Genomic DNA, 26,336 nt, shown 5'->3' on the forward strand with positions numbered 1-26,336 from the left:
TGGGGTCAGGCACGGCTCGGCACGGGGCGGTCCAGTTCCGCGAGGCGTTGCAGCGCCGTCGCGTCGTTCTCGGTCACGGGCAGGAAGACGACGAGGTGCTGGGTGACGTCCTCGGTGACGGTCAGCTTCGTGTAGTTGAGGCTGATCCGCCCTGCCCGCGGATGGTCGAAGTGCTTGGTCGCCGAGGCGAACGCCCGGATGGGATGGGCCGACCACATCGAGGCGAACGCGGGACTGGCCGCCAGCAGCGCGTCGACCAGCGCGGTGGTCCGCGGGTCGTCGGGGTTCTTGTCGGCCGCGGCCCGGAACTGCCCGAGGATGTCGCGCGCCTCGCGCTGCCAGTCCACCAGCAGCGTACGCATGCCGGGGCGGGTGAACAGCAGCCAGACGCTGTTCCGCTCCTCCTCCGGCAGGTCGTCCAGCCCGCCGACCAGGCCGGCGTACGCGCGGTTGTACGCCAGCAGGTCCCAGCACGGGCTGATCACGTGGGCCGGGTTGGGTTCGAGTGTCTCCAGCAGGGTCCGCAGCGTCGGGCTGACCGGCATCCGGCGTGCCGATTCGGCCGGCAGGGGCGCGCCGGCGAGTGCGAAGAGGTGACCGCGCTCGGCCGGTGTGAGCTGCAGCGCGCGCGAGAGGCTCTCGAGCACCTGTCTGGATACGGTGATGTCCCGGCCCTGTTCCAGCCATGTGTACCAGGTGACGCTCACTCCGGACAGCTGCGCGACCTCCTCGCGCCGTAGGCCGGGTGTGCGCCTGCGGGAACCGCCGGGAAACCCGGCCGCCTCGGGGCTGAGGGACTCCCGGCGCGAGCGGAGGAAGCCCGCCAACTCCTTACGCCTCATCATGCCGACCATGAAACCGCAATCGGGCTTGTTCAGCCGAGTGGGATTTATACCAGCATAAACGCAATCTGTACCAGGATGATCGCCCGCCCAATGATGGCCGGGTGAGCACACAGCAAACGGCGACACCAACCGGCCGGACGAGCACCGCGAAAAGCCCCTGGGTCAGGCAGGTCGCGATCCTCGCGGTCGGATCCTTCGCCATGGGCACCGACTCCTTCGTCCTGGCCGGCATCCTGCCGCAGATTTCCGGGGGCCTCGGCCAGACGGTCAGCGCCACCGGCCAGGCCATCACCGTCTTCTCCCTCACCTATGGCGTGACCGCACCGTTCCTCGCCGCGTTCACCGGCAAACTCCCCCGCAAGCCGCTGATGGCGTTCGCCCTGACCGTGTTCGTCGCGGCCAACCTCGCCTCGGCCGCCGCGCCGACGCTGGCGCTCCTGCTGGTCGCGCGGGTCGCGGCCGGCCTCGGCGCCGCCCTGTACACGCCGAACGCGAGCGCGGCGGCCGCCACGCTCGCGGGGCCGGCTCATCGCGGCCGGGCGCTCGCGGCCATCCTCGGCGGGTTGACCGTCGGCACCGTGCTCGGCGTGCCCGTCGGAACCTGGATCGGCCAGAGCCTGTCCTGGCAGGCGAGCCTGATCTTCGTCGCGTGCGTGGGCGCGCTCGCGCTGGTCGGCCTGCTCACCGTCCTGCCTGCTCTGCCGCTGCCGCCCGCCGTGCCGCTCCGCGCCCGGTTCGCGGTGCTGGCCCATGCCCGGGTGGTGGCGATCGTCGGGTTCATGCTCCTGGAGAGCTCGGCCGCCATCATGGTCTACACCTACATCGCCGACGTCCTCAGCGACACCGTGCACGCCCACGGGACGACCCTGACGCTGCTGCTGCTCGTCTGGGGTCTCGGCGGCGCCGTCGGCGCGTTCGGCAGCGGGCGGCTCACCGACCGCTGGGGCGCCGACCGCACGCTGACGGTCGCGACCGGCCTGCTCGTCGTGACCCTCGCGGCGTTCGCCGTCTCGTCCTCGCTGCCGCTCGCGTTCGTCGTCATGGCACTCAACGGCGCGGCCGGGTGGGCGGTGTCGACGCCGAACAACCACCGGCTCACCGAGTTCGTCCCACATCTCCCGAGCGTCGTCATCTCCTTCAACTCCTCGGGCATCTACCTCGGCCAGGCGATCGGCGCGGGGCTCGGCGGGGTCCTGCTCGGCGCGATCTCGGCGACCCGGCTGTGCTACGTCGGCGCCGGTATGGCCGTGCTGGCAGCCGTGCTGCACCTGCTCATCGTCCGCAGACCCGCGCCGGCGCCCGGCGTTCACACGTGAGCCCTGGCCGGTGGTGGGTCACTGGTGGAAGGACCCGTGAAGGGTCAGTCCCCGACCTGCCCGGTCAGGCTCGGGCCGCCGAGTCCGGCGAGCAGTTCACGCAGCAGGTCGGCAAGCTGATCGCGGCGTTCGGGTGAGAGATGGCCGACGAGGCGGTCCTCGGCCACGAGCAGGTCGGCGACGACGCGGTCGAGCAGGCCGTTGCCAGCGTCGGTGAGGAAGACCGCGCGCGCGTGGTAGCCCGATCCGACGGTGGTCCGTTCGACCAGCCCGGCCCTGACCGCCCGCTCCACGCGCTGGGTGATCGCGCCGCGCGTCACCATGCACGCCTCGGCCAGCTCGCCCGGGCTCATCCGGTAGGGCGGGCCGGAGCGCCGCAGCGTGGACAGCAGATCCAGGGTGGCGACGTCCACGCCCAGGTTCGCGAGGAGACGGCGGCGCTCATCGCCGAAGACCTTGGCGGCCCACCAGATCCGGGTGACGACCCCGATCGACTCCACCGGGACGCCCGGCAGCTCGCGCCGCCAGGCGTCCTGGATCGCGTCGGCACCGTCGCGCGGCGGCTCAGCGGCCACGTTCGGCCCCGCCGTTCACCTGGATGATCTGCGCGGTGACGTGCCCGCCGCCGGGCGAGGCGAGCCAGTGCACGGTCTCGGCGATGTCCTGCGGCGACCCTGCCCGGCCGGTGTGGGTCTGCCCGACGAGCATCGCGCGGCGTTCGTCGTCCATGGTGCCGCGGAAGAACTCGGTGTCCTCGATGAACCCCGGGGCGACCACGTTCACCGTGATGCCGCGTGGCCCGAGTGCGGCGGCGAGATCGAACGCGTAGGGGTGCAGGGCCGCCTTCATCGGGCCGTACGAGGTGCCGCCCGAGCCGCGGAAGGCCGCGATCGAGCTGATGAACACGACTCGCCCGTTCGGGTTCAGCAGATCGCGGAACGCCTCGGTCGGCAGCACCGCCGTCAGCACGTTGGCCCGGAAGTTGCCGGTCCACCGCTCCGCGACGTCGCCGGAACCGCCGTGCCTCTCGATGTTGCCGCCCGCGTTGTTGACCAGCACGTCGATGGTGCCGAAGCGCTCGGCCAGGTCGGCGCGCACCCGCTCGACCTCTGCGGGCTCGCTCAGGTCGGCCGTCAGTGCGGTGCCGCCGATCTCCTTGGCCGTCCTTTCCAGGACGTCGGCGCGGCGGCCGATGATAACCACCTGGTCCCCGTCGGCGGCGAAGCGCGCCGCCACGGCCTTGCCGATGCCGGTGCCGCCGCCACTCACCACTATCGTGCGCGTCATTGCGATCCCCTCTGAGTTTAGGTCTAAACTCATGGTAGCTCGCCGCGGGGAAGGCGTGTCGCGGCGCGGCCGGTCAGCCGCCGAGCCCGAGCCGTACGGCCCGGGCGAGGGGGGTGGCGTCGCCAGGGGTCAGCGGCTCGGCCAGGAAGAGCGGGATCTGGGACATGAAGCGAGGCCGGGTGCCGCGGTGGGGCTGAGCGGCGTGGACGAGGTGCGGGTGGCACAGGTAGACGTCGCCGGGCAGTCCCGTGGCGCAGGTCTCGGGCCGGTGCGCGCTCGCCTCGTCCAGCACCGGGCCGGAGGCGAAGAACTCCAGCCCCTGCTCGCCGTACGGCTCCAGGACGCGGACGGTGTCGAGGTGGGAGCCGACCCTGATGCGGGTGGGCGCGTCGTCGGGTCCGACCTCCGACAGCAGCACCAGCACGAGCATCGTGCGGGACGCGAGGGTGACGGTCCCCCAGGCGTCGGCCGGCCCGGGGTTGTTCTGGTCGATGTGCCAGCCGGTGTCCCCGGCGTCGGAGGGGTGGGGGAAGCGGACCGGCGTGTTGCCGATGGTGCCGCGCGGCACCCATCCGCCCTTGCCCGCGACGAGGTCCAGCGCCTCGGCCAGGTGCGGGCCGCGCATCGCCTCTCCGAACGGGCCCCGCCCCGCCGGGTCGGGGGCGGCCCACACCACCGGCTGCGTCCAGTCCTCCGGCCGATCGGGGGACAGACCGATCTGCCGCCACAGCAGATCCCTGATCCGGTCACCGGTCTCGCGCGGGAACGCCTCCTCCACCTTGAGGAATCCCTCGGTGACGAAGCGGTCGAGGTCGGCATCGGTGAAAACAGCCATGGCCGGACGGTAGCGATCTCCCGCACTGGGTGTCGATCGATTTACCCGCAGCCTCACCCGCCGAGTCCGGATGGCCGGGCGGCGGGCGACGGCGGGTAGTCGTCGACGGTCATGGAGTTGTAGAAGCGTGCGCTCTTGGTGGTGAGGCGGACGAGGGCTCGGCCGGGCCCCGCGGGCAGGGCAGAGACCAGGCGGGCGCCCTGGGCAAGTCCCAGCACGCCGAGGCGGGACGTGGGAACCAGGGTCTTCGCCGCGCTCAGCGCGACCGCGCGGCTGCCGCGCACGTGCTCCGCCATCGCGCGCTCGTAGGCGGGGAAGGCGCGCTCGTGATCGCCGCCCGCCCGCGCCAGCTCCCCGGCGAGGACGTACGCGCCGACGACGGCCAGGCTGGTGCTGCCGCCGACGGCCGGGCCGGGGCAGTAGCCCGCGTCGCCGACGAGCGTCACCCTCCCACGCGACCAGGTGTCCATGCGGAGCTGAGTGATCGAGTCGAAGTAGAACGCCGGCGTGCGGTCGAGCTCGTCCAGCCAGCGGTCCACGTCGGCGTGCATGCCCTCGAACGCACGACGCAACAACTCCTTCTGCCGGGGCACGTCGCGGTGGTGGTAGTCGAGCTCGCGCTCGCTCCGGAACAGGAACAACGCCCGCGCGCCGCCGAGGCGCGGCGAGCCGTACATGCCGGCAGTGCGGCCGAGGCCGGTGTGGATGAGCAGCTCGCCGTCGAGGCCGGAGACGTCGGGCAGGGTCAGCACCCCGAGGTAGGCCCCGATGAAGGCGCTGAAGCGGGACTCCTCGCCGAAGACGAGGCGGCGCACGTTGGAGTGCAGCCCGTCCGCGCCGACGACGAGGTCGAAGCGGCGCGGCGCGGCGTTCTCGAACCGCACCTCGCCGTCGGGGGAGATCGCGGTGATCGAGTCGCCGAAGACGTACTCGACGTCGTCGCGCGTGGCGTCGTGGTAGATCTCACTCAGATCGTCGCGCATGATCTCGACGTGCCGCTCGGAGGTGGCGCTGAAGATCTTCGAGAGGTCCGCCCGGACGGGACGCCGTGCGCCCTCCCGGTACATGGTCATCCGGTTCGTGCCGGTGGCCCGCTCCTCGACGCGGGGGAGCACGCCCATCTTCTCCGAGATGTTCATCGCGGGCCGGAACAGGTCGACCGCGTGACCGCCGGTCTTGCGCGGCGCCGGCGCGCGCTCGACGACGGTGACGGAGAAGCCCTGTCTGGTGAGCCAGTACGCCAGCACCGGACCGGCGACGCTGGCGCCGGAGATGAGAATCCGCATCGGCACGCCCTCCTTACTTAACGATAGGTAAGTGTAGACGGCTAATTACCTATCGTTAAGTCGATAAGCTCGTGGCATGCCTCGCCCCTCTGACACCAAGCAGCGGATCCAGGAGGTCGCCCGCGAGCTCTTCGCCCGGCAGGGTGTGCAGCGGACCAGCCTGCAGGAGATCGCCGGCCGGCTGGGCATCACCAAGCCGGCGCTCTACTACCACTTCTCCTCACGTGAGGAACTGGTCCGCAGCATCGTGCAGCCGATCATCGACGAGGAAGAGGCGTTCCTGATGGGTCAGGAGGCGCTGGGCCAGGTCGAGCCCCGCGCTCTACTGGAGGGCTACTTCGACTTCCACTACCGCCACCGCAGAGACATCGTGCTCATGCTCAGCGAGCTGACCACGCTCGCCGACCTGGGCCTGATCGACCTCGTGCTGAACTGGCGCGGGCGGCTGGTGAAGCTGCTGTACGGCCCCGAACCCACACTCGAGCAGGCCACCCGGGCCGTGATCGCCTTCGGCGGCCTCCAGGACTGCACGATCCAGTTCGCCGACGTGCCGAAGGACGAGCTCCGCCGGGTGGCCGTGGACGGCGCCTGCGCGGCCCTGGGCATCGAGCCGCAGCGTGAGACCCGACGACGGGCGTGATCATGCCTCGTCCCCAGGGCCGCGGGGCGTCATCCCGTGACTTCGCGGATGCGCGGTCACCGGCGAATGACGCCCCGCCCGGCTCACCAGGTCTTGCCGGCCTGCTCCCGGACCGCGCGGTTGATCCGGTTGAAGAAGTTGGTCATCGCGACGTTCAGGATGATCGCGGACAGCTGCCCGTCGTCGAAGTGGGCGGCGGCGGCCTCCCAGATCTCGTCGGTCACGCCCGGCGCGCCGTCCTGGATCCGGGTGGCGGCCTCGGTCAGCGCGAGCGCGGCCCGCTCCGCCTCGGTGAAGAAGGGCGTCTCGCGCCACGTCACCACGTTGTGCAGCCGCTCGTCGGTCTCTCCGTGCCTCTTCGCCGATGCGACCCCGGCGAAGACGCACGGGCTACAGCCGTTGATCTGACTGGCGCGCAGGTGGACCAGCTCGAGAACGCGCGGGTCGACGCCAGCGGCGTGAATCGCCTTGTAGAGGTGCTGGACCGCCGTGGTCACGTCGGGATTCGCCGGGCTCTTCATGCGTGCTTCCATCGGTGTTGCTCCTTCATCGGTTACCTCGGCCCGTCCGGGCCCGTCATCCCCATGACGGAGCGGATTCGAGGAAGGTAACAAACATGTCCGATACCAGCCCGGCGGACCTGGTGACCAAGACGTTCGAGGCCCAGCGCGACCGGCTGCGCGCGGTCGCCTACCGCATGCTCGGATCGCACGCCGACGCCGAGGACGTGGTCCAGGAGGCCTGGCTGCGGCTCTCCCGCCAGGACACGGCGGCCATCCACAACCTCGCCGGCTGGCTGACCACGGTGGTCGGCCGGATCAGCCTCGACGTCCTGCGATCGCGCCAGGCCCGCCCCGAGGCGTCCTACGACGACCGGCTGCCCGAGCTCGTCGTGACGGTCGACGCCGGCCCCGCGCCGGAGGACGACGTGGCGCTCGCCGACTCGGTCGGGCTCGCGCTCCTCGTCGTCCTCGAGTCGCTCGGGCCGGGCGAGCGGCTGGCGTTCGTGCTGCACGACATGTTCGCGGTGCCGTTCGACGAGATCGGCCAGATCCTTGGCAAATCCGCCGCTGCCGCCAAAATGCTCGCCAGCCGCGCCCGCAGGAAGGTGCAGACGACCGAGCACCCGACGGCCGCCGGACGGGAGCAGCGCGAGGTGGTCCAGGCCTTCCTGGCGGCGGCACACCGCGGCGACTTCGAGGGACTGCTGCGCGTGCTCGACCCCGAGGTGAAGCTGACCGTCGACACCCCCGGCGGCGTGGTCGTCGTCCTCGGCGCCACCGAGGTCGCCGCCGGCGCGCAACGCCGTGTGGCCGCCGGTGCGGCCGCGCGGGGGCGGGCGGTGCTCGTCAACGGCCTTCCCGGGTTCGTGTCGTGGCGCGAGGACGGCACCCCGCTGTCGGTCATGGCGTTCACCGTCGTCGACCGTCGGATCGCCCGCATCGCGGTCGTGATCGACCCGGCCAGGCTCGCGGCGATGGACCTGCCGGAGCCGGTGTGAGCCGTCGCGGAGACCGGCTCCGCACCCGGCCGGCGCTCTCAAGGCACTCCCGCGCCGCGGAGCGGGCGTGCCTGTCCGGCCGGCGCCCCTACTGGGCTCTCAGCTTCCGGAAGAAGTCCCGGATGTCGGCGACCAGGAGGTCCGGAGCCTGCAGCGAGGCGAAGTGCCCACCTCGGGAGAACCGCGACCAGTGGACGACGGTGTTCGACAGCTCCGCCAGCCCGCGGATCGCCCGGTCGCCGAGGAAGTTCGCCACCCCCGTCGGCACCGGCGAGGGCGCGGGGCGCCGGCCCCACGCCTCCGATCCGGTCTCCAGGTACAGCCGGGCGGCCGATCCCGCCGTCCCGGTCAGCCAGAAGATCGTGACGTTGGTCAGAACGGTGTCGCGGTCGACGGGGGTGCGCTCGGTGCGGGTGGGGTCCCAATCCACGAACCACTCCAGGTTCCACGCCAGCTGGCCGGCCGGGGAGTCGTTGAGCGCGTACGCGAGGGTCTGCGGCCGGGTGGACATCTGGGTGGCGTAGCCGGAGTGGGGATACCACCACGACTGGTTCCGCCTGGCCTGTTCGCGTTCGTCGTCGGAAAGCTCCTCCAGTTCGCCGGGGCCGACGGGTGTCGAGGCGGTGGCCAGCGCGTTGACATGGACGCCGATCACGCGCTCCGGCGCGATTCGGCCGAGCTCCGGGGAGACGATGCTGCCGAAGTCGCCACCCTGCGCGCCGAAACGCTCATAGCCCAGGCGTCGCATGAGCTCGGCCCAGGCCCGGGCGACGCGGCCCGCCCCCCAGCCGGTCTCGCGGGTCGGGCCGGAGAACGCGAAGCCCGGCACCGAGGGCGCGACGATGTGGAAGGCGTCCGCCGGGTTCCCGCCGTGCGCCCGCGGGTCGGTCAGCGGCCCGAGGACGTCCAGGAAGTCGTACACCGTGCTCGGCCAGCCGTGCGTGACGATCAGCGGGGTGGCGTCCGGCTCGGGGGAGCGTACGTGCAGGAAATGGATGGTCTGGCCGTCGATCTCGGTGGTGAACTGCGGGACCTTGTTGAGGCGGGCCTCGTGCTCGCGCCAGTCGTAGCCGGTGCGCCAGTGGTCGGCCAGCTCCATGAGGTAGTCCTTGTTCACGCCGTAGGACCAGCCGACGCCGGGAAGCTCGTCGGGCCAGCGGGTGCGGGCCAGACGGGCGGCCAGGTCGTCGAGATCGGCCTGCGGGATGTCGATGCGAAACGGATGTGGGGTGCTCATGGCAGTCAGCCTCCCGCCTGTGTAGGACAGCTCCGGTCCTACACATACGTCACCATGGACGAATGTTGGACACCCCGGCCCGCCTGCTCCGTCTGCTGTCGTTGCTGCAGACCCACCGCGACTGGCCGGGCACCGAACTCGCCGAACGCCTGAACGTCACCACCAGGACCGTGCGACGCGACGTCGAAAGGCTGCGCGAGCTGGGATATCCGGTGCACGCCACGATGGGCCCCGCGGGTGGTTACCGGCTCGGGGCCGGCACCTCACTGCCCCCGCTATTGCTGGACGACGACGAGGCGGTGGCGGTGACCGTCGGGCTGCGCACCGGCGCGGCGAGCAGTGTCAGCGGGATCGAGGAAGCGTCGCTGCGTGCGCTGACCAAGGTCGAGCACGTCCTTCCGTCGCGGCTACGCCACCGCGTCGAAACCCTGGAGAACGCCATGGTCACGATCCCGCCGCGCGGCGGACCCACCGTGGACGCGGACGTCCTCACCGCTGTCTCCACCGCGATCCGCGCCGCCGAGACGCTCCGCTTCGACTACGTCGGCCACCACGGGGTGCGGTCGGCCCGGACCGCCGAACCCCATCGCCTGGTCTCCTGGGGCCGCAGGTGGTATCTGGTCGCCTGGGACGTCGGCCGGGGCGACTGGCGCACCTTCAGAGCCGACCGGATGTCGCTGCGCACACCCAACGGGCCCCCGCTTCACCCACCGCGAGCCACCCGACGGCGACGTGGCAGCCTACCTCCGCAGGACGATCGGCCGTGACATCTGGCCGTACCGCTCCCGGCTGACAGTGCACGCCCCCGCTTCGCGGATCGCCGGACGCGTCGACGGCGTCGTCACCCCCATCGACGACGACACCTGCCTGCTCGAACTGGCCTCCGACTCACTCGACCTGGTCGCGCTGGTGGCGGGCATGCTCGACGTCGACTTCGACGTCGAGTCGCCCCCGGAACTCGCCCGGCACCTTCGTAAGCTGTCCGACCGCTTCGCCAGTGCGGCGGCGCAGCGGTGACAGGACGTCCGCCGCGACGGCTCAGGTCAGACTGCGGTCAGACGAGGGCGAGCTGGCGGGTGGGGGAACGGCGCCGCCGCCACCGCCGGGCGTCCCTGCCGATGCCGTAGGTCTCGGCGAGGACGCGCACCTGCTCGGCGATCCGCTGACGGTAGCCGTCCTCGGCGACCTGGCCCCTGCCGTACAGCGCCTGGTAGCGCGGCACGAGACCGGGATGCTCACGCTCCAGCCACCCCATGTACCACTCCCGGGCGCCGGCGGGCAGGCGCAGCACGACAGGAGTCACGCTGACCGCGCCCGCCTCGGCCGCCCGGCGTACGGTCGCCAGCAGGTGATCGGTGGAGTCGGTGATGAGCGGCAGGATCGGCGCCATCAGCACACCACAGGGAATGCCGGCCTCGTTCAGCGTCGCGCAGATCTCCAGGCGCCGCTGCGGGGTCGCGGCCCCCGGCTCGACGGCACGCCGCAGACGGTCGTCGACGAAGCCGACCGACACCAGGGCGCCGACCTGGGTCACCTTCGCGGCCTCGCGTAACAGGTCCAGATCACGCAGGACGAGGGGGCTCTTGGTGAGCACGGTGAACGGGTTGGCCGCGTCGGCGAGCGTCCGGATGACGCCGGGCATCAGGCGGTAGATCTCCTCGGCCGGCTGGTAGCAGTCGCCGGTGAGGCCCAGCGCGACCGCCTCACCGCTCCAGCGGGGGGAGTCCAGCTCGCGCCGCAGGCGGCGGGCCAGGTCGGTCTTGACGACGATCTTCGTGGAGAAGTCGCGGCCCGGGTCCAGACCGAGGTAGCGGTGGCCGCGCCGGGCGGTGCAGTAGCCGCAGCCCGCCTCGCAGCCGCGATAGGGGCTCGCGCCCCACACGAAGGGCAGTTCGGCTGCCTCGGGCACCCGCTCGAGCGCCGCGCGGGCCGGCACTTCATAGCAGGTGATGCCGTCGAAGACGCGGGTGACGGCCTGCCGCTCGATGCGCGGACGGGCGGGCCCCTCACCGACGAGCGACTGCTGCACAGACTGTCCCGGCTGTGGCACGGACTGTCCAGACTGTCGCATGGAGTGTCCGGGCTGCTGAGGGGTCTGTCCAAGCTGGTGCGCTGTCTGTCCCGGGTGGTGCACTGTCTGCTCGGGTTGCCGCGCCTGCTGTTGCCCGGGCTGCCGCACCGTCTGCTGCTGCCCGCGGGGCTGCGCAACGGGCTGGTCCTCCGCGCGGGAAGTGGCGTCGCGACGCATGAGGTTCAGTAGAACACGCATTCGACCCTCGCGCCAAGTGTCCACGCCCGTGCGCGCCGCCCGTGCTCGGCCCCCGGCGGCCAGCGCGGCGCGGCGGTCAGGGCTCGGCGGAGGCGGCGGCGTGACAGGCGCCGTACCCGTCGGCGCGCGCGACCACGCGGCCCGACCGCACCCGGATGGCCGCCTCGGTCCCGTCGCTCACGGCGGCCACCCCGGCAGCCGCCGCCACCGCCCCCTCGTCGTCGTGCACCACGCGCAGGCACGGCCAGGCCGGCGCGGGCAACACCTGCCGCAGGCACGCGCGCAGGCCGGCGAGGGTCAGCCGGGCGAGCGGCCCCAGCTCGCCGGGATCGCCGGTGACCAGAACCGCGGTGACCTCCCCGCCGGGCGGCGTGGCCCGCACCGCCTCCTCCACGGCCTCCAGACGGTGCAGCCCGAGGACCGCCACCACGCCGTCACGCGTGAGCGGGACCGGCTCGCCCCGCACCGCGTCCACCGCGAGCGGCGGCGACCAGGGCTGGTCGGCAGGCCGTGCGCGGGGCACGAAAGGCAGGTGAGGTGGGTCCCACCGGTCGCCGAGATCGAGGTCCGCCAGCGCGGCGCACGCCGCGACGATGTCGAACGGCTCGGCGAACCCGGGCGCCGCGTCGGCCATCTGGCTCGCGCCGTGCAGGGTGGTCAGGGCCGTCTCCGCGATCCGCACCCGGCGCCGCGTGGAGGCGTGCCCGTCGAGTCGCTCAAGCGCGAGCCCGAGCACGATCGCGTTCAGCTTCATGAGCTGCGCGAACGGCTGGCGGACCCGCTGGTCGGCGAGCACCTCCGGCATCAGGTCCATGCCGAGCCTGGCCGGGCCGTCGGTGGCCAGCGGAAGCCGGGAGACCCAGGCGCGGGCGAACGCCGCCAGCGCCTCCCGGGCCGTGGCCACGCCGGGTGTCCCGGCATCGGCTGTGCCGGTGGCGGGCGTCTCGCCGGACGCGGGGGAGGGCCGCCGCGCGCCGTCCGGTCCGGCCTCCCGCTCGGCCAGGCCGGCCAGCACCGAGAAGTACAGGGCCCGCTTGCCCGGGAAGTTGGAGTAGACCGCGCCGCGGGTGAGTCCGGCCCGGTCGGCGATCGCGTCCACCTTGGCGTCGCGGAACCCCCGCTCGGCGAACTCGTCGCGGGCGGCGGCCAGCACCCTGGCCCGGTTGCGTGCCTGAAGCTCGGCCCTGGTGAGGCGTCCCATCCCTCTCCTCGTCCGCATACGCCCGCTTGCCGTACGGGCGGACCCAAGATACCGTCACGCACTCAGATGATAAGAACATCTGGATTCAACATCTGGAGTTGCCAGTGATCGTCCTGCCCGAGGTGGACCTCACCGACCCCGAGGTCCTGCGCGACCCCTTCACGGCCTACGGACAGGCGCGCGAACGTGCGCCGCTCGCCCGGCTGCTGATCCCCGGCCTCGGCCCGATATGGGCTCTCGCCAGGCACGACGGCGCACGGGCGATGCTCGGCGACGCCCGTTTCGAACTCACCGCCGACAGCTTCATGCGCCCTCAAGTCCCCGACGACTGCCTGCCGTACATGCGGACCATGAGCGAGATGAGCGGCCCCGAGCACGCGCGGCTGCGCAAACTGGTCGCTCCGGCCTTCACCCCCCGGCGGGCCGCCGAGTTCCGGCCCCGGATCGAGACCATCGTCGACGCCCTGCTCGACGACCTGCCCGCCCAGGCGGACGAAGGGCGGGTCGACCTGCTACGGCACTTCGCCCGGCCGCTGCCGATGGACGTCATCTGCGCGCTGGTCGGCGTTCCCGAGCAGGACCGCCCGCGCTGGCGCGAATGGGGCGCCACCGTCGCCGCCGGGGCGGGCCAGGACTTCGCACGGGCCATTCCGGGCATCATGGCGGGTGCCAGGGGCGCCGTCGCCGCCGCCCGTGCCGATCATTCCGGCGAGCCCGGGGGGCTGCTGGGCGAGTTGGTGCGCGTTCAGGCCGAGGACGGGGACCGGCTGAGCGACACCGAGATCGTCACCCTTGTCTGGCACCTGGTCCTCGCCGGGCAGACGCCGACCAACCTCATCGCCAACGCCGTGGCCGCCCTGCTGTCCCACCCCGCCCAGCTCGCCGCCGTACGCTCCGACTCCGCGCTGATGCCGGGGGCCGTCGAGGAGCTCATTCGCTGGTGCGGCCCCTCACTGCTGGCGATCCCGCGTCACGCCCGCCAGGACGTCGAACTGTACGGCGCGACCGTGCCCAAGGGCGCCAAGGTCACCGCCCTGGTCGCCGCGGCCAACCGCGACCCGCGGGTGTTCGCCGACCCCGACCGCCTTGACGTCACCCGGACGCCCGGCGCCGGCCACCTGGGGTTCGCCCACGGCCCGCACTTCTGCCTCGGCGCGTCCCTCGCCCGCGTGCAGACCCAGGTCGCGCTCACCGCGCTGCTGCACCGCTTCCCCGGCCTGTCCATGGCCGCCCCGCCCGACGAGCTTCGCGCCCCCGACCCCGGCACGTGGCGGCTGACCGCGCTGCCGGCGACCCTGTGAAACACGACCCGCGGGCTCACCATCGGGTCAGGCGACGGGGACCCAGGTGAACCGGCCGTCGGAGCGGCGCTCGGCGCGCCCGAAGACCACGTCGGCGAAGTGACCGCCGTAGCCGACGGTGTCCGGGCGGCTCAGCTCTTCGACCAGGTGACGGCGGTGCTCGGCGGACTCGCCGGGGTCGTGGTCGATGCCACAGGACCATTCGGGGTGGGTCACCTGGACGGGGGAGTGGAGCGCGTCGCCGAACGCGATGAGCCGCCGGTCGCCGCCGGTGATGGTGTAGGTGGTGTGGCCGACGGTATGCCCGGCCGCGAAGGAGGCCCGGACGCCCGGGAAGATCTCCTCGCCGTCCGCGGCCGGGTGAACGCGGGAGGCGAAGGCGGCCAGGCGCTCCTCGGTCGCCCCGCCCTCGGCGGCGAGGTCGCGCCGCTCCCACTCCGGCGCCGCGACGAAGTGGGTGGCGTGCGCGAAAGGCGGTGCGGCGGCGCCGGGCACGGCGCTCCAGGCCCAGCCCAGGTGGTCGGTGTGCAGATGGGTGATGGCGACGGCGTCGATCCGGCGCGGCTCTCGGCCGAGCCGCCGCAGGCTGTCCAGCAGCCGGCCGCCGTGCAGGTCGCCCAGGAACGGGTTGGCCGGGTCATCGGGGTGGGACTCGGGCCCGAACCCTGTGTCGATGAGCAGCGCGCGCTCGCCTCGCTCCACCAGCAGTGCGCCGATGCCCGCGACCAGGAAGCCGCCGTGGTCGAGGTGGTCGCGCTCGGCCGCCCAGTCGGCGGCGGTGGCGGCGGGCAACCAGCCGCGCGGCTTGAGCCGGACCAGCCCGTCGGGGACATAGCTGATCGTCAGCTCGCCCAGGCGAAGCGTACGGATGCGCGGCGCGCTGCTCAGCCGCGCCCGATCGAAAACGGTGGTCATAGCCCCTGCCTTGCGCTCGGTTGATCGCCGCCGGGCGGCGACGTGAGCAAAAGCTACAACTAGAATGATTCTAGTTGCAATGATTTGAGTTGCAGTAGAATCCTGCCGTGACCACCGAGCGCGAGACCCGAGCCCGAACCGATCGAGAGCTGTGCGGGCTGATCAACGGTCTCGCCAAGCAGATCGAGGCCCACCTGCGGGTCCGCGCGGCCACCCTCGGCCTGACCGCCTCGCAGGGGGCCGCCCTGCGCGAGCTGACCCGCCCCATGACACTGCGCGAACTCGCCGAACGGATGAGCTGCGAGCCCTCCAACGCCACCTTCGTCGCCGACCGGCTCGAAGAGCAGGGCTATCTCGAACGCCACCCGTACCCCGGCAACCGCCGTGCCAAGCAGCTCGTCCTCACCCCCGAGGGCACCGAGCTCCGCGAACGCCTCCTCGGCCTGCTCTCCGAGGACTCCCCGCTGGCCCCCCTGGCCTCCGAAGAGCAGGACGTCCTGCGGCGTCTGCTCGCCCGCGCCGTCATCCGCTGAGGCCTCCCAGGCGGGAGCGCCCAGGTGATCAGGGGTACGGCGATGTGGGCGGCGCCGACCAGGAGGAACGACAGGGCCGTTCCGGCGGTTCAGCCGGGGGTGACGGCCAGCACGGCGCCGATGAGGCGATGCCGACGCCTGGTCAGAACGGTCGGATGCTCCGGGGATATCGGCACGGCCGAAAATACCGTGCGATCCCAGAATCGCCGAAGTAGCATCGCCCCTCATGAGCATTTCCCGGGAACGTCCGCCCTTCGCCGCCGACGAACGCACCCAGCTCGTCGGCTGGCTCGACATGCAGCGCGCGATCGTCCAGTGGAAGTGCGAAAGGCTGTCGGAGGAGGACGCCTACCGGCCGGTGCTGCCCGCCTCGCCGCTCATGACCGTGGCGGGCCTGGTATCGCACCTGCGCTGGACCGAGCACGGCTGGTTCGAAGTGCTCTTCCTGGGCCGCTCCGCCGACGGCAACCCGCAGTTCGACGAGAGCGTGGAGAACGCCGACATGCGGATCGAGGGCGTCCCGCTGGCGCAGCTCCTCGACGAGTACGAGCGCCAGTGCCGGATCTCGAACGAGATCGTCGCGGCCCACTCGCTGGATGATGTGGGCAAGCACTCCGACTACCGCTCGGCGGCGGGGAGCCTGCGCTGGATGCTGATCCACATGGTCGAGGAGACCGCCAGGCACGCCGGTCACCTGGACACCATCAGAGAACTGATCGACGGCGAGAAGGGTTACTACTGACCGCCCCCTGAGACCGTCCGCACCACAGAGAGCCATCGGCCTCGTCATCGCTCGTGCCGGCGCAAGCGGCCCCGGATCCTTCTTCAGCTCCTGAAAGGAGCTGCGCATCCGCCCGCCGGAGCCGTGTCGGAATCGGGTTCGTCGACCGCATTCCGCTCCTCCAGCCTCGCCACCGCCGGGAGTCGATCCAGGGTGCGGGTGGAACGCCCGCCTGAACATCGCCTCGACCGCACCCGCGTGGCCCCGGAGGAACCCGCCCCGCTCGCGCCTGCAGCGCACCCGTGGTCGACAAGCCTGGAGCGCCTGGTCGGCCGGCCCATGGCTTTGCGGAGCCTTGCCACGTAAAATTGGGACAAGCGTACCGTTTTTATCGAAGAGGTTCCCATGGCCTGGCTCCTGCTCGTCGGCGCGATCGCCTCGGAGGTCCTGGCCACCTCCGCGCTCAAACTCAGCGACGGCCTGACCCGCTGGGGCTGGACCATCGTGGTCGCCGCCGGGTACATCGCCTCGTTCCTCCTGCTGGCCTGGGCACTCAAGCTCCGCATGCCGGTCGGCATCGCGTACGCGGTGTGGGCGGGCACCGGGACCGCGGCGATCGCGCTGATCGGCGCGCTGTTCCTCGGCGAGCATATGAACCCCGTCAAGGCCGCCGGCATCGCCCTGATCATCGCCGGGGTCGCCGTGCTCAACCTCTCCGGCGCGCACTGACCGGGCGACACCGATCGTTTGACCCGGCGGCGCGCGCCCGCTAAGGGTGATCCGGACGGCTCCCGCCCGGCGGCGGAGCCCCGACGATCCAGGGGAGGATCACGGCGTGCCCGATCAGGACCGGCCTGCACCCGTCCCGGCGGCGGCCCCCGCACGCGGCGTCGCGATGCGGGCCGTCTCACCTCAGCCGCGGCGCCCGCAGGAGCGCGCCGTACGCCGCAGGGAGGCGCTGCTGGACGCGGCCGTCGACCTGCTCGGCGACGGCGGCTTCGCCGCCGTGACGCACCGCGCCGTCGCCCGCCGGGCAGGTCTTCCTCTGGCCGCCACCTCCTACTACTTCACCAGCCGCGACCAGTTGCTGGCCGAGGCGTTCGCCCTGCTGGTCGAGCGCGAACTCGCCCGCATGCGGGCGACGGTGGACCACCTCGCGGGCCGTACTCCGCTCGCGGTCGCCGAGACCCTCACCGGCGTGTACGCCGCCGACCGGCTGCGCCAGCTCGGCCTGTGGGAGCTGTACCTGCAGGCGGGCCGCGACCCGGCGCTGCAGGCCATCGCCCGCGCCTGGACCGACGGCTGCGACGACATCGTCGCCGCGGTGCTGGAAGGCGCCGGCTACCCCTGCGGGCCCGGGGAGGTCCGCTTCGTCGCCGGTCTGCTGTCGGGACTGTGGGTGGAAGAGGTCGTCGAGGCCCGCCCCGACGGCAGGCAGCGGGCCCGGGAGGCGGTGGCCCGCGCGCTGGCCGCGCTCGGCCCGCCCGCTAGGGTCGGCCCATGATCTTCCATCTCGCGCTGGCCGCCGACTGGGACGCGGCCGTCATCACTGGCGAATACCGCGTCTCGACCCTCGGCCGCACCCTGGAGGAGGAGGGCTACATCCACGCCTCGGCCGACCTGGCCCAGGCACGCGGCGTGGCGGGCCGCTACTACGGCCACGTCACCGAGCCCCTGATGCTGCTGGAGATCGACGAGGACCGGCTCGGCTGCCCGGTCAGGCGGGAGGTGCCCGAGGGGGCGGACGAGGCGTTCCCCCACATCTACGGGCCGATCCCGGTGGCCGCCGTCACGGCCGTCACGCCTTTCTCCCACTGAGCGTCCGGAGCCGGGTGTCCGATACGTTCAAGACGGCGGACCGGCCCGCCTCCTACCGTGGCCGTCATGGCACCAACGTTCGATCTCATCGGCCTGGTCGTGACCGACATGGCCGCCTCTCTGTCCTTCTACCGCCGGCTCGGGCTGGACATCCCGCTGTCCGCCGACACCGAACCCCACGTCGAGGTGACCCTTCCCGGCGGGCTGCGCCTGGCCTGGGACACCACCGCCACCGTCCGTTCGTTCGACCCCTCCTGGTCGCCCGCGAGCGGCGGGCCGCGCATGGGGCTCGCCTTCCGCTGCGACGGCCCCGAGGAGGTCGACCGCCTGTACGCGGACCTGGTCGAGGCCGGATACGAGGGACACCTGGCGCCGTGGGACGCGTTCTGGGGGCAGCGCTACGCGACGGTGCACGACCCTGACGGCAACGGCGTGGACCTGTTCGCCGCCCTGCCCACCGGCTGACGGGCCCAGCTCAACGAGTCAGCGGGTCAGCGGGTCAGCGCGCCGAGGGTCACGCCGGTCAGCGACCTCACCTCACGCGACAGGTGGGCCTGGTCGGCGTACCCGGCCACGGCGGCCACCGTGGCCGCCGGCGTGCCTCTGCGGGCCAGGTCCACCGCCCGGTTCATCCGCAGGATGCGGCCGAGCGTCCGCGGCCCGTACCCGAACGCGTCCAGGCACCGGCGGTGCAGCCGCCGCTCGCCGATCCCCGCGTCGGCGGCGATCCGTGCGACCGGCAGGCCCGCGCGCACGCCCTCGACGACGGCGCCGACGAGAGCGGAGTCGACGGGGCGGGGCGCCGCGCCCAGCCGGCGCGCGGCCTCCTCCTCCAGCACCGCGCCCAGAAGAGGGCCCGCATCGGCGGCCTCGCCCGCCCGCTCCGTCAGCCGCCGCGCCTCGGCGCCCGGCCACAGGTCGGCCAGCGGCACCCTCAGGTCGCGCAGTTCGTGTGCCGGGACCCCGAAGACCACCGGGCCGGTGCCCGGGCCGAAGCGCAGCCCCACGTAGCGGGCGCCGGGCCGGTCGGTCACCACGTGCGCGGCGGTGTCCGGGCCCGCCACCAGCAACGCGCCGTCCGCCCAGATCACGTCCATGCACCCGTCCGGCAGCACGCGCCGCTCGGCGGGCGCGGAGCCGGGGGAGGTGCTCCACCACAGCGCCGCGTCCGGCACACGCGACACCCTCTCCCGGTACATGCCCGGCATTATCCCGTGCGCGCGGCGATCAGCGGGGGTTGCCCGCCCGCAGCCAGCCGACGTAGTCGGCCACGGCGCGGTCGAGGTCGTACTCGGGGACGTAGCCGGTGTCCTCCCGCAGCCGGGAGATGTCGAGACAGGCGTCTATGGCGGGCACTCCAGGGGAGCGCCCGGGACGCAGCACAGGGGCCGCCCCCGGTACGGCCCTGCCGATGGCGGCGGCGACCTCCTGGTTGGCGACGGCCCGGCCGCCGCCGACGTTGTAGGTGCGGTGGCGCAGCGTCGCGGTCGTCTGCAGGAGCGCGAGGGCCCGCCCGCAGTCGCGCGCGTAGCACATGTCGATCATGTCCCCCGCGTAGGAAGGCGCCGCCTCGCCTGGCACGCCGCCCTCACCGGTGGCCTGGGCTTCCCCTGCGCGGGCGGGGGAGGCGCTCGCGCCGTCGTCCGCCGCCGCGTGCCGCGCGGCGGCATGGACGAGCCGGGGAGCGGCGAAGAACGGCGAGGACGGCCTGCCCAACGGGCCCCAGATCGCCCCGATCCGGGCGGCGACCACGTCCAGCCCGGATGACGCGGCGACGTCGGCGACGACTTCTGCGATCTTCTTGCCGGCCGGGATCGGATGCGGGCTCGCGACCGGCAACGGCGCGTCCTCGCGGAGGGCCGGGTCCGCGACCCCCGCGTACACGCCGATCGTGCTCGCGATTACGACGCGGCGGGCGCCCCACTCCTTCGCGGCGCGCAGCACGGTGAACAGCCCGGCCGTGTTCGCCGACAGTTCGTCCAGCGGCGCCGACGCGCCCATCCCCGTCGCGGCCAGGTGCACGATGCCGGTGACGCGGTGACGCCTGCCGACCGCCAGGACGCTGTCGAGGTCGGTGCAGTCCATCCGCTCCACCACGGCCCGCCCGTCCCGCACCTCCCGATCGCGCACGAGGGCCGGCGGCGGTCCCACCGCCCGCTGGCCGAGCACGCAGCGTTCGCCGAGGTCGAGCAGGGCCCGCACGGTGTGCGCGCCGATGAAGCCGCGGCCGCCCGTCACGAGGATCATCCGGATCCCTCCAAGTCGATAGCAAGCTAATGATCAGCGTAACAGCGAGATCGCTAGCAGGCAAACGAATCGTAGAATGGCCAGGTGACCGAAGTGCTGAGGCTGCTCACGCGGGCGCAGAAGCTGTTACGGGCGGCGGCGGACGAGGCCATGAGCCGCCATGGCGTGCGCGTGGGCCAGAACCTCGTGCTGGAGGTCCTGTGGGAGGCCGACGGGCTGACGCCGGGGGAGCTGGCGGCCCGCCTGCAGGTCACCACCCCGACCGTCGTCAACACCGCCACCCGGATGGAGGCGGCCGGACTGCTCGTGCGGCGCCGCGACCCGGTGGACGGCAGGCTCGTCCGGCTGCACCTGACCCCGAAGGCCCGCGCCGCACAACAGCCGATCGCCGAGGCCAGGCGCCTGCTGGCCGAACACGCCACCGCGACCCTCACCGACGAGGAGCGGCGCCACCTGAACAGCGCACTGAAGAAGATCATCGAACGGATGACCGCATCCGCACCACCCCCCGGCCCCGGTGAGGACGGGCAGTGAGGAACACCCGCGTCCAGCTCCGCCGGGGGAGGACGCCATCAGCGCGGCAGCGTCACGAGCCCCATCTCGTAGGCGGAGATCACGAGCTGGACCCGGTCCCTGGCGCCCAGTTTGGTGAGCAGCCGTGACACGTGCGACTTGGCCGTGGCCACCGTGATGAAGAGGTCCTCCGCGATCTCGGTGTTCGACCGGCCGCGTCCGATCAGGGTCAGCACTTCCCGTTCCCGCTCGGTGATTCCCTCGATAGGCCGCGGGGAGCGCTCGGGGGCAGCGCCGGGGCGCCCGACGAAGTCCGCGATCAGACGGCGCGTCACACTCGGCGCGATCAGCGCGTCGCCGGCGGCGACCACGCGGATCGCCGCGAGGATGTCATCCAGCGCCATGTCCTTGACCACGAAGCCGCTCGCGCCGGCCCGGAGCGCGCCGTAAACGTGGTCGTCCTCGTCGAAGGTGGTCAGGACGAGGACGCGGGTCGTCGCCGCGCCGGCCGTGATCCGGCGGGTCGCCTCGATCCCGTCCATGCCGGGCATCCTGATGTCCATCACCACCACGTCGGGGCCGAGGTCGCCGACGAGCCGGACCGCTTCGGAGCCCGTGGCGGCCTCACCGACGACTTCCAGGTCGGGGTGGTCGGCCATGAGCACGCGCAGCCCGGACCGCACCAGCGGCTGGTCGTCGGCGAGCAGGATCCGGACCGTCATCGGGCCTCCACCGCGACTCCGGCGGGTTCGGGCAGCGGCAGCCGGGCTGCTACCCGGAAACCGCCCTCGGGGCGCGGCCCGGCGCTGAGGTGGCCGCCGAGCAGGCCGACCCGCTCCCGCATGCCGACGATGCCGAAGCCCTGAGCCGTTCCGTTCCCAGTGGCGCCGCGCCCGTCGTCGACGACCTCCACGGACAGCTCCTCATCCCCGAAGTCGATGGCCACCCGGCAATAGCCGGTGTCCGCGTGGCGGATCACGTTGGTCAATGCCTCCTGCACGATGCGGTAGGCGGCCAGATCGATGTCGGCCGGCAAAGGACGTTGCCGCCCGCTGCGGCGCACGTCGACGCGTACCCCCGAGTCCCCGGTCGCCGCCGCCAGTTGTTCGACGTTCGCCAGGCCCGGCGAGGGGGCGAGCGGTGACCGCTCCGACCCGATAGCGCCCCCGTCGGCCTGACGCAGCGCCACAAGCGTGCGCCGAAGGCTCGACAGGGTCTGTCTGCTGGTGGCCTCGATGGTGCGCAGCGCCTCGCCGGCCTCCGACGGCTGGGTCTCGATGACCCGGCTCCCCACACCGGCCTGGATGGCGATGATGCCGATGCTGTGCGCGACCATGTCGTGCAACTCCCGCGCGATCCGCAGTCGTTCCGCGGTCACGGCCTCGGCCACCTCCTGCGAACGCAGCGCCGCCGCGTGCTCGCGACGCTCGCGGGTCAGCAGACCGACCATGCAGGCCGCGGCCATGGCCAGGAGGGCGATCACCCCGTTGCCGATCAGGTCCCCTCCGTACGTGAAGCCGCCGATCAGCAGAAGTTGCACGGTGAAAGACGCGGCCACGGCGACGATCGAAGCCCGGCGTGCGCAGGTGGCGACGACGAAGCCCAGGACGAGGTCCACCGCCAGATACGACAGGAACTGGCCCTGATACGACGCCGCCAGGCTCTCATAGTCGGAGCCCGGTGGGCCCACCACCACAGCGGTGGATCCGACGAGCGTCATCGCCAGAGCCGACAGCGGCATCCGCCGCACCATGCCGGCGAGCAGGCTCACGGCGAGCAGGGAACCGGCGGCGTGGACCGTGCCCGGCGCCTCCGGCGCGCCCCACACCAGCAGACCCACCATGAGGAGGTAGAAGGCGCCCCCCGCCCACGCCATGGCCTTCGTTCTCGTCATCGGCGGTGTGCCCTCCCGGGAGCAAGGCCGCGGCAGGCGACGCGCGCAGCCAACGGGGTGGCCGTTACGGGGTCCATGCCGCGAGACTAACCGGGCCGCCGCCCAAGCGGCATCGGCCCGGGGACGTACGCCCAGGGGCCAACCCGGCCCGCACGAGTGCCGCCCACGGCGCGGTCTTCGGCACGTCGGCGCCCTCCTCGACGCCACCCACGTTCACGGCGGACGCAGCGCCGCCACCCACCTTTCCGCGCTCGGCTCCTGGATCGTGTACGCGCTCGGGCCGCTGATCGCGGTCGCGCTCGCCGTGTTCGTGGTGAGGCGCCGGGACGTGTGAGCGTGCCTCGGGGGCGCGCACCCGCGGGGGGTGGCTCGATCCGGTCGTCGCGGCCACGGGCGCGCTCGCGCTGCAGACGCGCCGGAACGGCGTCGCCGGCAACACCCGTGCGAGCGACCGGGGGAGCAGGCGTCACCCTTCGCCGACGCCCTTGGCCATGACGTATTTGCGCAGGCCCGGGTCGCGCGGATGGACTTCGTATTCGCCCGTGCCGTGGAACCCGAGCCGCCGGTAGACGCGTTCGGCCGAATCGTTGCCCGAGACGACCCACAGCTCCACCCGGGAACGTCCTGTTTCGCGCGCCCAGGCCACCACCTCCAGTGCCAGCCGCTCGGCGATCCGCCCGCCTCTGAGCCGGGGACGCACCCACATGCCGAAAAGTTCCACGGCCCCGGCCCGGTCTGCCGGGACACGCCCCGCGGCCACCCCCACAGGCACGCCCGCGTCGAACGCGGCCACCTTGACCCCGTCCTCGGTCCACGCGCGCCACCGCGCCTCGTCGTAGGCCCGCTCCTCCTCCAGGTCCCCGTGGAAGATGCCGGGCGCGTCGGCGAGTGCCCCCAGACGCAGGCGGCGCCAGGTACGCCAGTCCTCACCGCTGAGACGGCGTATGACAACCGGGCTCATGCTCGCACCCCTTCGCTCTTCCTCGGAAGATCCTCCTTCTGCCATGGTCGAGATCCGGGCCGGCCTGGACAACGGGCGCGGGCATGATCGATCCGTACGCCGAGAGGGAAGAATGAGCATTCGCGTGGGTGGCGTGGTCATCGACGCCAACGACCTCGACGGGCTGGCCGGGTTCTGGAGTCGGCTGCTGGAGCGGGACATCACCCGTCGTGAGGACGACTGGATCAGCCTCGGTCCCGATCTGGCCCTGCAGCGGGTCCGCGAACCCAAGACCGTGAAGAATCGCATCCACCTGGATCTGGTCACCGATGACTTCGCCGACGCGGTCGCCCGCGCCGCCGCGCTCGGAGCCACCCCGGCAGGGGAGATGCACGAGGATCTCTGGCAGGTCTGGCGGGATCCCGAAGGCAACGAGTTCTGCGTGTGCGTGTCCTGAGTCGATGTGATGCATCGTCACTGTCTGGGTGCTTCGGATCGGGCTTGTGTGATCATGACCGGATGGACGTTCGTTTCCTTGGCATCGCTGAGCTGGCCGGAGCCCCGTCCACGGCGGTCGTAGTCGACGTCATGCGTGCCTTCACAGTGGCTGCCTGGGCCTTCGCCCGGGGAGCGGAAAAGATTGTTCTCGCTGAGTCGCTGGACGAAGCCCTGGTGCTCAAGGCTCGCCACCCGGATTGGGTCGCGCTCAAGGACGGTCCGCCCGCGGCCGGGTTCGACGCCGTCAACTCGCCGGGCCTGCTGCGGTCCGTTGACCTTGGCGGGCGGACCGTTGTGCAGAAGACCACGGCAGGGACGGTCGGCGCCCTTGCCGTCAAGGAGGCGTCGCTCGTGCTGTGCGCCGGCTTCGTGGTGGCGGAGGCGACGGCTCGGCTCTTGCGGACACGCGAGTGCGGCAGCGTCACGTTCGTGGTCACCGGCGACGACGGGCGCGCCGATGAAGATTTGGCGTGCGCTCAATACATCGCCCAGAGGGCCACCGGGGCCGGGGCGGATGCAGTTGAGTTCCTCCGCCGCGCCGGTGAGTCACGCGCCGCCGCCGAGTTGGCGGAGGGCGTGCGTCAAGGAGCCCATCCTGATGATGTCGCACTCTGTCTTGAACTCGACCGGTTCCCCTTTGCCATGGTGGCGGCCTTGGAGGACTCGCTCATGGTCCTCCGCCCGTGCGCCGTGCCCTCGCTGACCGACGAGGCTTCGATCTGATCGCTGGTGAGGTCCGACGCTCGCCACCGCCCGGGCACGCGGCAGCCGCAGCGCGCCCCCGGACTCGGTCACGGACTCGGTCACGGACTCGGTCACGGGCGAGAACGATCACGCCCGCCCTGAGGGCACGGCGGTCAGCGGCCACGCCGCACACGGGCCTCGTCCCACACCGGCTCGGCGCTCTCGTACACGGTCCCGTCGGCGCCGAAGACGAGGAAGCGGTCGAAGTCGGCGGCGAACCAGCGGTCGTGGGTGACGGCCAGGACCGTGCCGGAGAAGGACGCCAGCCCCTGCTGCAGGGCCTCGGCGCTGGCCAGGTCGAGATTGTCGGTCGGTTCGTCGAGCAGCAGCAGGGTCGCACCGGACAGTTCAAGCAGCAGGATCTGCAGCCGCGCCTGCTGCCCGCCGGACAGGGTCTCGAACCGCTGCCCGGCGGCCGGCGCGAGCTCATAGCGGGCCAGCGCGGCCATCGCGTCGTTGAGCGTGAGCGCACACTCGGACGTCACCAGCTCGGCGGGGGTGTGTCCGTGCAGCTCGGGCCGGGCGTGGGTCTGCACGAAGTGGCCGGGCACCACCCGCGCGCCCAGCCGTACGGAACCGCTGTAACGCACCGAGGTGAGCGCGCCCGAGGCAACCGTGCCCGGGGTAGCCGCACCGTCCGCGGCCTCGGCCAGCAGCCGCAGGAAGTGCGACTTGCCCGAGCCGTTCGACCCGAGGACGCCCACGCGCTCGCCGTACCAGATCTCCAGGTCGAACGGCCGCATCAGCCCGGTGAGCTCCAGGCCCTCGCAGACGACGGCGCGTTTGCCGGTCCGGCCGCCGCGCAACCGTATCCGCACGTTCTGCCGCCTGGGCGGGCGCTCGGGCGGGCCCGCCTCCTCGAACCGCTCCAGCCGGGTGCCGGCTGCCCGGTAGGCGGACGACAGCGCGTCGTTGTTGGCCGCCGTCTGCCGGAGGGTCTGCACCAGGCGCCTGAGCTTGGCGTGCTCCTCGTCCCAGCGGCGGCGCCGCTCCTCCAGCCGGTCGATGCGGTCACGGCGGCCCTGAGCGTAGGTGGCGAAACCCCCGCCGTGCACCCATACACCGCGCGATTCCACCGTGACGATCCGGTCCGTGGCCTCGGCCAGCAACCGCCGGTCGTGAGAGACCAGCAGTACGGTCTTCGAAGTGGCACGCAGCCGCCCTTCCAGCCATTGCTTGGCGGGCACGTCCAGGTAGTTGTCCGGCTCGTCCAGCAGCAGCACCTGGTCCGGGCCGCGCAGCAGCGCCTCCAGCACGATTCGCTTCTGCTCCCCGCCCGACAGCGTGCCCACCGGCCGTCGCCGGACCACGTCGTAGGGCAGGCCCAGCGCCGCAGTCGCGCAGGTGTCCCACACCACCTCCATGTCGTAGCCGCCGGCGTCGGCGTAGTCGCCGATCGCCTGCGCGTAGGCCAGCTGCGCCGTCTCCTCGTCACGAGCCGCCACCGCCGACTCGGCCCGCCCCAGGGCCGCCGCGGCGGCCCTGACCCGCTCCGGAGCCACGGACAGCAGCAGGTCGTGCAGGGTCCTGTCGTCGCGGACACCGCCGATGAACTGCCGCATCACCCCCAGCCCGCCCGAGTGGGCCACCCGGCCGTCGTCCGGGCGCACGTCCCCGGCGATCAGCCGCAGCAGGGTCGTCTTGCCCGCGCCGTTCGGCCCCACCAGCCCGGCCTTGACGCCGTCGCCGACGCGGAACGACACCTCGTGCAGGAGCCGCCGCCCGTCCGGCAGCACGTAGGTGAGCCGGTCCACCTCCACATGTCCCGCCACCGTCGTTCCTCCCAGCCCTCCAG

The 26,336-nt window shown here is 72.4% G+C and carries 30 protein-coding genes and 1 pseudogene; 15 read left to right on the forward strand and 16 right to left on the reverse strand.

Annotated features, from left to right (window positions below; genetic code table 11):
* Window positions 1-5 precede the first annotated feature (5 nt).
* Window positions 6-845 (reverse strand): helix-turn-helix transcriptional regulator, encoded by an 840-nt coding sequence (locus tag QSK36_RS08750; RefSeq protein ID WP_285781986.1) that lies wholly within the window; start codon window positions 843-845, stop codon window positions 6-8.
* Between the two features lie 101 nt (window positions 846-946).
* Between QSK36_RS08750 and QSK36_RS08755 the strand changes: the two genes are divergently transcribed.
* Window positions 947-2,161, forward strand: a complete 1,215-nt coding sequence (locus tag QSK36_RS08755) for an MFS transporter (protein WP_285781987.1) — start codon at window positions 947-949, stop codon at window positions 2,159-2,161.
* Between the two features lie 44 nt (window positions 2,162-2,205).
* On the opposite strand, the gene QSK36_RS08760 is transcribed toward QSK36_RS08755, so the two are convergent.
* The 4 genes from QSK36_RS08760 to QSK36_RS08775 form a co-directional block, all read right to left on the reverse strand.
* Window positions 2,206-2,736: a MarR family winged helix-turn-helix transcriptional regulator gene (locus QSK36_RS08760; protein ID WP_285781988.1), complete on the reverse strand. Its 531-nt coding sequence runs from the start codon at window positions 2,734-2,736 to the stop codon at window positions 2,206-2,208.
* Window positions 2,726-3,448 (reverse strand): SDR family NAD(P)-dependent oxidoreductase, encoded by a 723-nt coding sequence (locus tag QSK36_RS08765; protein ID WP_285781989.1) that lies wholly within the window; start codon window positions 3,446-3,448, stop codon window positions 2,726-2,728. The genes QSK36_RS08760 and QSK36_RS08765 overlap by 11 nt, the downstream gene beginning before the upstream one ends.
* Before the next feature lie 73 nt (window positions 3,449-3,521).
* Window positions 3,522-4,283 (reverse strand): phytanoyl-CoA dioxygenase family protein, encoded by a 762-nt coding sequence (locus QSK36_RS08770; protein ID WP_285781990.1) that lies wholly within the window; start codon window positions 4,281-4,283, stop codon window positions 3,522-3,524.
* Between the two features lie 53 nt (window positions 4,284-4,336).
* Window positions 4,337-5,569, reverse strand: coding sequence for an FAD-dependent monooxygenase (locus QSK36_RS08775; RefSeq protein ID WP_285781991.1), 1,233 nt, complete (start codon window positions 5,567-5,569; stop codon window positions 4,337-4,339).
* 76 nt (window positions 5,570-5,645) lie between these two features.
* On the opposite strand from QSK36_RS08775, the gene QSK36_RS08780 reads away from it, so the two are divergent.
* Complete coding sequence (locus QSK36_RS08780) at window positions 5,646-6,209, forward strand: TetR/AcrR family transcriptional regulator (RefSeq protein ID WP_183532240.1); 564 nt, start codon at window positions 5,646-5,648, stop codon at window positions 6,207-6,209.
* A gap of 83 nt (window positions 6,210-6,292) precedes the next feature.
* On the opposite strand, the gene QSK36_RS08785 is transcribed toward QSK36_RS08780, so the two are convergent.
* Window positions 6,293-6,742: a carboxymuconolactone decarboxylase family protein gene (locus QSK36_RS08785; protein WP_285781992.1), complete on the reverse strand. Its 450-nt coding sequence runs from the start codon at window positions 6,740-6,742 to the stop codon at window positions 6,293-6,295.
* Window positions 6,743-6,825: 83 nt separating this feature from the next.
* Between QSK36_RS08785 and QSK36_RS08790 the strand changes: the two genes are divergently transcribed.
* Window positions 6,826-7,710, forward strand: a complete 885-nt coding sequence (locus QSK36_RS08790; RefSeq protein WP_285781993.1) for a sigma-70 family RNA polymerase sigma factor — start codon at window positions 6,826-6,828, stop codon at window positions 7,708-7,710.
* Between the two features lie 88 nt (window positions 7,711-7,798).
* Here the strand turns inward: QSK36_RS08790 and QSK36_RS08795 are convergent, their stop codons facing one another.
* Window positions 7,799-8,947: an epoxide hydrolase family protein gene (locus QSK36_RS08795; protein ID WP_285781994.1), complete on the reverse strand. Its 1,149-nt coding sequence runs from the start codon at window positions 8,945-8,947 to the stop codon at window positions 7,799-7,801.
* A gap of 62 nt (window positions 8,948-9,009) precedes the next feature.
* Here QSK36_RS08795 and QSK36_RS08800 point away from each other — a divergent pair.
* Window positions 9,010-9,964, forward strand: a pseudogene (locus QSK36_RS08800) (helix-turn-helix transcriptional regulator).
* 37 nt (window positions 9,965-10,001) lie between these two features.
* On the opposite strand, the gene QSK36_RS08805 reads toward QSK36_RS08800, so the two are convergent.
* The gene (locus QSK36_RS08805) at window positions 10,002-10,976 is read right to left on the reverse strand and encodes a radical SAM protein (RefSeq protein WP_285781995.1); all 975 of its coding nucleotides are present in this window, start codon (window positions 10,974-10,976) and stop codon (window positions 10,002-10,004) included.
* Window positions 10,977-11,054: 78 nt separating this feature from the next.
* On the opposite strand from QSK36_RS08805, the gene QSK36_RS08810 reads away from it, so the two are divergent.
* Window positions 11,055-11,207 carry a hypothetical protein gene (locus QSK36_RS08810; protein WP_285781996.1) on the forward strand — a complete coding sequence of 51 codons (153 nt, stop codon included), beginning with the start codon at window positions 11,055-11,057 and terminating at the stop codon, window positions 11,205-11,207.
* 85 nt (window positions 11,208-11,292) lie between these two features.
* Here the strand turns inward: QSK36_RS08810 and QSK36_RS08815 are convergent, their stop codons facing one another.
* Complete coding sequence (locus QSK36_RS08815; protein ID WP_285781997.1) at window positions 11,293-12,417, reverse strand: TetR/AcrR family transcriptional regulator; 1,125 nt, start codon at window positions 12,415-12,417, stop codon at window positions 11,293-11,295.
* A 104-nt stretch (window positions 12,418-12,521) separates the two neighbouring features.
* Between QSK36_RS08815 and QSK36_RS08820 the strand changes: the two genes are divergently transcribed.
* Window positions 12,522-13,718, forward strand: a complete 1,197-nt coding sequence (locus QSK36_RS08820; RefSeq protein WP_285782302.1) for a cytochrome P450 family protein — start codon at window positions 12,522-12,524, stop codon at window positions 13,716-13,718.
* Between the two features lie 27 nt (window positions 13,719-13,745).
* On the opposite strand, the gene QSK36_RS08825 is transcribed toward QSK36_RS08820, so the two are convergent.
* Window positions 13,746-14,633, reverse strand: coding sequence for an MBL fold metallo-hydrolase (locus QSK36_RS08825; protein WP_285781998.1), 888 nt, complete (start codon window positions 14,631-14,633; stop codon window positions 13,746-13,748).
* A gap of 107 nt (window positions 14,634-14,740) precedes the next feature.
* Between QSK36_RS08825 and QSK36_RS08830 the strand changes: the two genes are divergently transcribed.
* From QSK36_RS08830 to QSK36_RS08855, 6 genes are all read left to right on the forward strand, one after another.
* The gene (locus QSK36_RS08830) at window positions 14,741-15,166 is read left to right on the forward strand and encodes a MarR family winged helix-turn-helix transcriptional regulator (protein WP_183532224.1); all 426 of its coding nucleotides are present in this window, start codon (window positions 14,741-14,743) and stop codon (window positions 15,164-15,166) included.
* A 226-nt stretch (window positions 15,167-15,392) separates the two neighbouring features.
* Window positions 15,393-15,908, forward strand: coding sequence for a DinB family protein (locus QSK36_RS08835; protein ID WP_285781999.1), 516 nt, complete (start codon window positions 15,393-15,395; stop codon window positions 15,906-15,908).
* 384 nt (window positions 15,909-16,292) lie between these two features.
* Window positions 16,293-16,616: a DMT family transporter gene (locus tag QSK36_RS08840; protein WP_183532220.1), complete on the forward strand. Its 324-nt coding sequence runs from the start codon at window positions 16,293-16,295 to the stop codon at window positions 16,614-16,616.
* Between the two features lie 106 nt (window positions 16,617-16,722).
* Entirely contained in the window at window positions 16,723-17,391 is a 669-nt protein-coding gene (locus QSK36_RS08845; RefSeq protein WP_183532218.1) for a TetR/AcrR family transcriptional regulator, read from the forward strand.
* The gene (locus QSK36_RS08850) at window positions 17,388-17,705 is read left to right on the forward strand and encodes a DUF952 domain-containing protein (RefSeq protein WP_285782000.1); all 318 of its coding nucleotides are present in this window, start codon (window positions 17,388-17,390) and stop codon (window positions 17,703-17,705) included. Before QSK36_RS08845 ends, QSK36_RS08850 begins: the two co-directional genes overlap by 4 nt.
* A gap of 66 nt (window positions 17,706-17,771) precedes the next feature.
* Window positions 17,772-18,170, forward strand: a complete 399-nt coding sequence (locus tag QSK36_RS08855; protein ID WP_183532215.1) for a VOC family protein — start codon at window positions 17,772-17,774, stop codon at window positions 18,168-18,170.
* A 26-nt stretch (window positions 18,171-18,196) separates the two neighbouring features.
* Here the strand turns inward: QSK36_RS08855 and QSK36_RS08860 are convergent, their stop codons facing one another.
* Together QSK36_RS08860 and QSK36_RS08865 are read right to left on the reverse strand one after the other, a co-directional pair.
* Window positions 18,197-18,904, reverse strand: coding sequence for a helix-turn-helix domain-containing protein (locus tag QSK36_RS08860; protein ID WP_183532213.1), 708 nt, complete (start codon window positions 18,902-18,904; stop codon window positions 18,197-18,199).
* Between the two features lie 28 nt (window positions 18,905-18,932).
* Window positions 18,933-19,952, reverse strand: a complete 1,020-nt coding sequence (locus QSK36_RS08865) for an NAD-dependent epimerase/dehydratase family protein (RefSeq protein ID WP_285782001.1) — start codon at window positions 19,950-19,952, stop codon at window positions 18,933-18,935.
* Window positions 19,953-20,036: 84 nt separating this feature from the next.
* Between QSK36_RS08865 and QSK36_RS08870 the strand changes: the two genes are divergently transcribed.
* On the forward strand, window positions 20,037-20,486 hold the full coding sequence (locus QSK36_RS08870; protein WP_285782002.1) for a MarR family winged helix-turn-helix transcriptional regulator: 450 nt from the start codon (window positions 20,037-20,039) through the stop codon (window positions 20,484-20,486).
* A 38-nt stretch (window positions 20,487-20,524) separates the two neighbouring features.
* Here the strand turns inward: QSK36_RS08870 and QSK36_RS08875 are convergent, their stop codons facing one another.
* From QSK36_RS08875 to QSK36_RS08885, 3 genes are all read right to left on the reverse strand, one after another.
* Complete coding sequence (locus QSK36_RS08875) at window positions 20,525-21,187, reverse strand: response regulator (RefSeq protein WP_183532209.1); 663 nt, start codon at window positions 21,185-21,187, stop codon at window positions 20,525-20,527.
* Entirely contained in the window at window positions 21,184-22,359 is a 1,176-nt protein-coding gene (locus tag QSK36_RS08880) for a sensor histidine kinase (protein WP_285782003.1), read from the reverse strand. Before QSK36_RS08880 ends, QSK36_RS08875 begins: the two co-directional genes overlap by 4 nt.
* Window positions 22,360-22,825: 466 nt before the next feature.
* A complete protein-coding gene (locus QSK36_RS08885) occupies window positions 22,826-23,320 on the reverse strand; it encodes a GNAT family N-acetyltransferase (protein ID WP_183532207.1) in 495 nt (164 codons plus the stop codon).
* 112 nt (window positions 23,321-23,432) lie between these two features.
* Here QSK36_RS08885 and QSK36_RS08890 point away from each other — a divergent pair, with 112 nt between their 5' ends.
* Together QSK36_RS08890 and QSK36_RS08895 are read left to right on the forward strand one after the other, a co-directional pair.
* Window positions 23,433-23,756: a VOC family protein gene (locus tag QSK36_RS08890; RefSeq protein ID WP_183532206.1), complete on the forward strand. Its 324-nt coding sequence runs from the start codon at window positions 23,433-23,435 to the stop codon at window positions 23,754-23,756.
* A 62-nt stretch (window positions 23,757-23,818) separates the two neighbouring features.
* The gene (locus QSK36_RS08895; RefSeq protein ID WP_285782004.1) at window positions 23,819-24,520 is read left to right on the forward strand and encodes a 2-phosphosulfolactate phosphatase; all 702 of its coding nucleotides are present in this window, start codon (window positions 23,819-23,821) and stop codon (window positions 24,518-24,520) included.
* Between the two features lie 134 nt (window positions 24,521-24,654).
* On the opposite strand, the gene QSK36_RS08900 is transcribed toward QSK36_RS08895, so the two are convergent.
* On the reverse strand, window positions 24,655-26,313 hold the full coding sequence (locus QSK36_RS08900; RefSeq protein WP_285782005.1) for an ATP-binding cassette domain-containing protein: 1,659 nt from the start codon (window positions 26,311-26,313) through the stop codon (window positions 24,655-24,657).
* Window positions 26,314-26,336: the final 23 nt, after the last annotated feature.

It is taken from the genome of Microbispora sp. NBRC 16548, assembly GCF_030268985.1.
GTDB lineage: Bacteria > Actinomycetota > Actinomycetes > Streptosporangiales > Streptosporangiaceae > Microbispora > Microbispora catharanthi.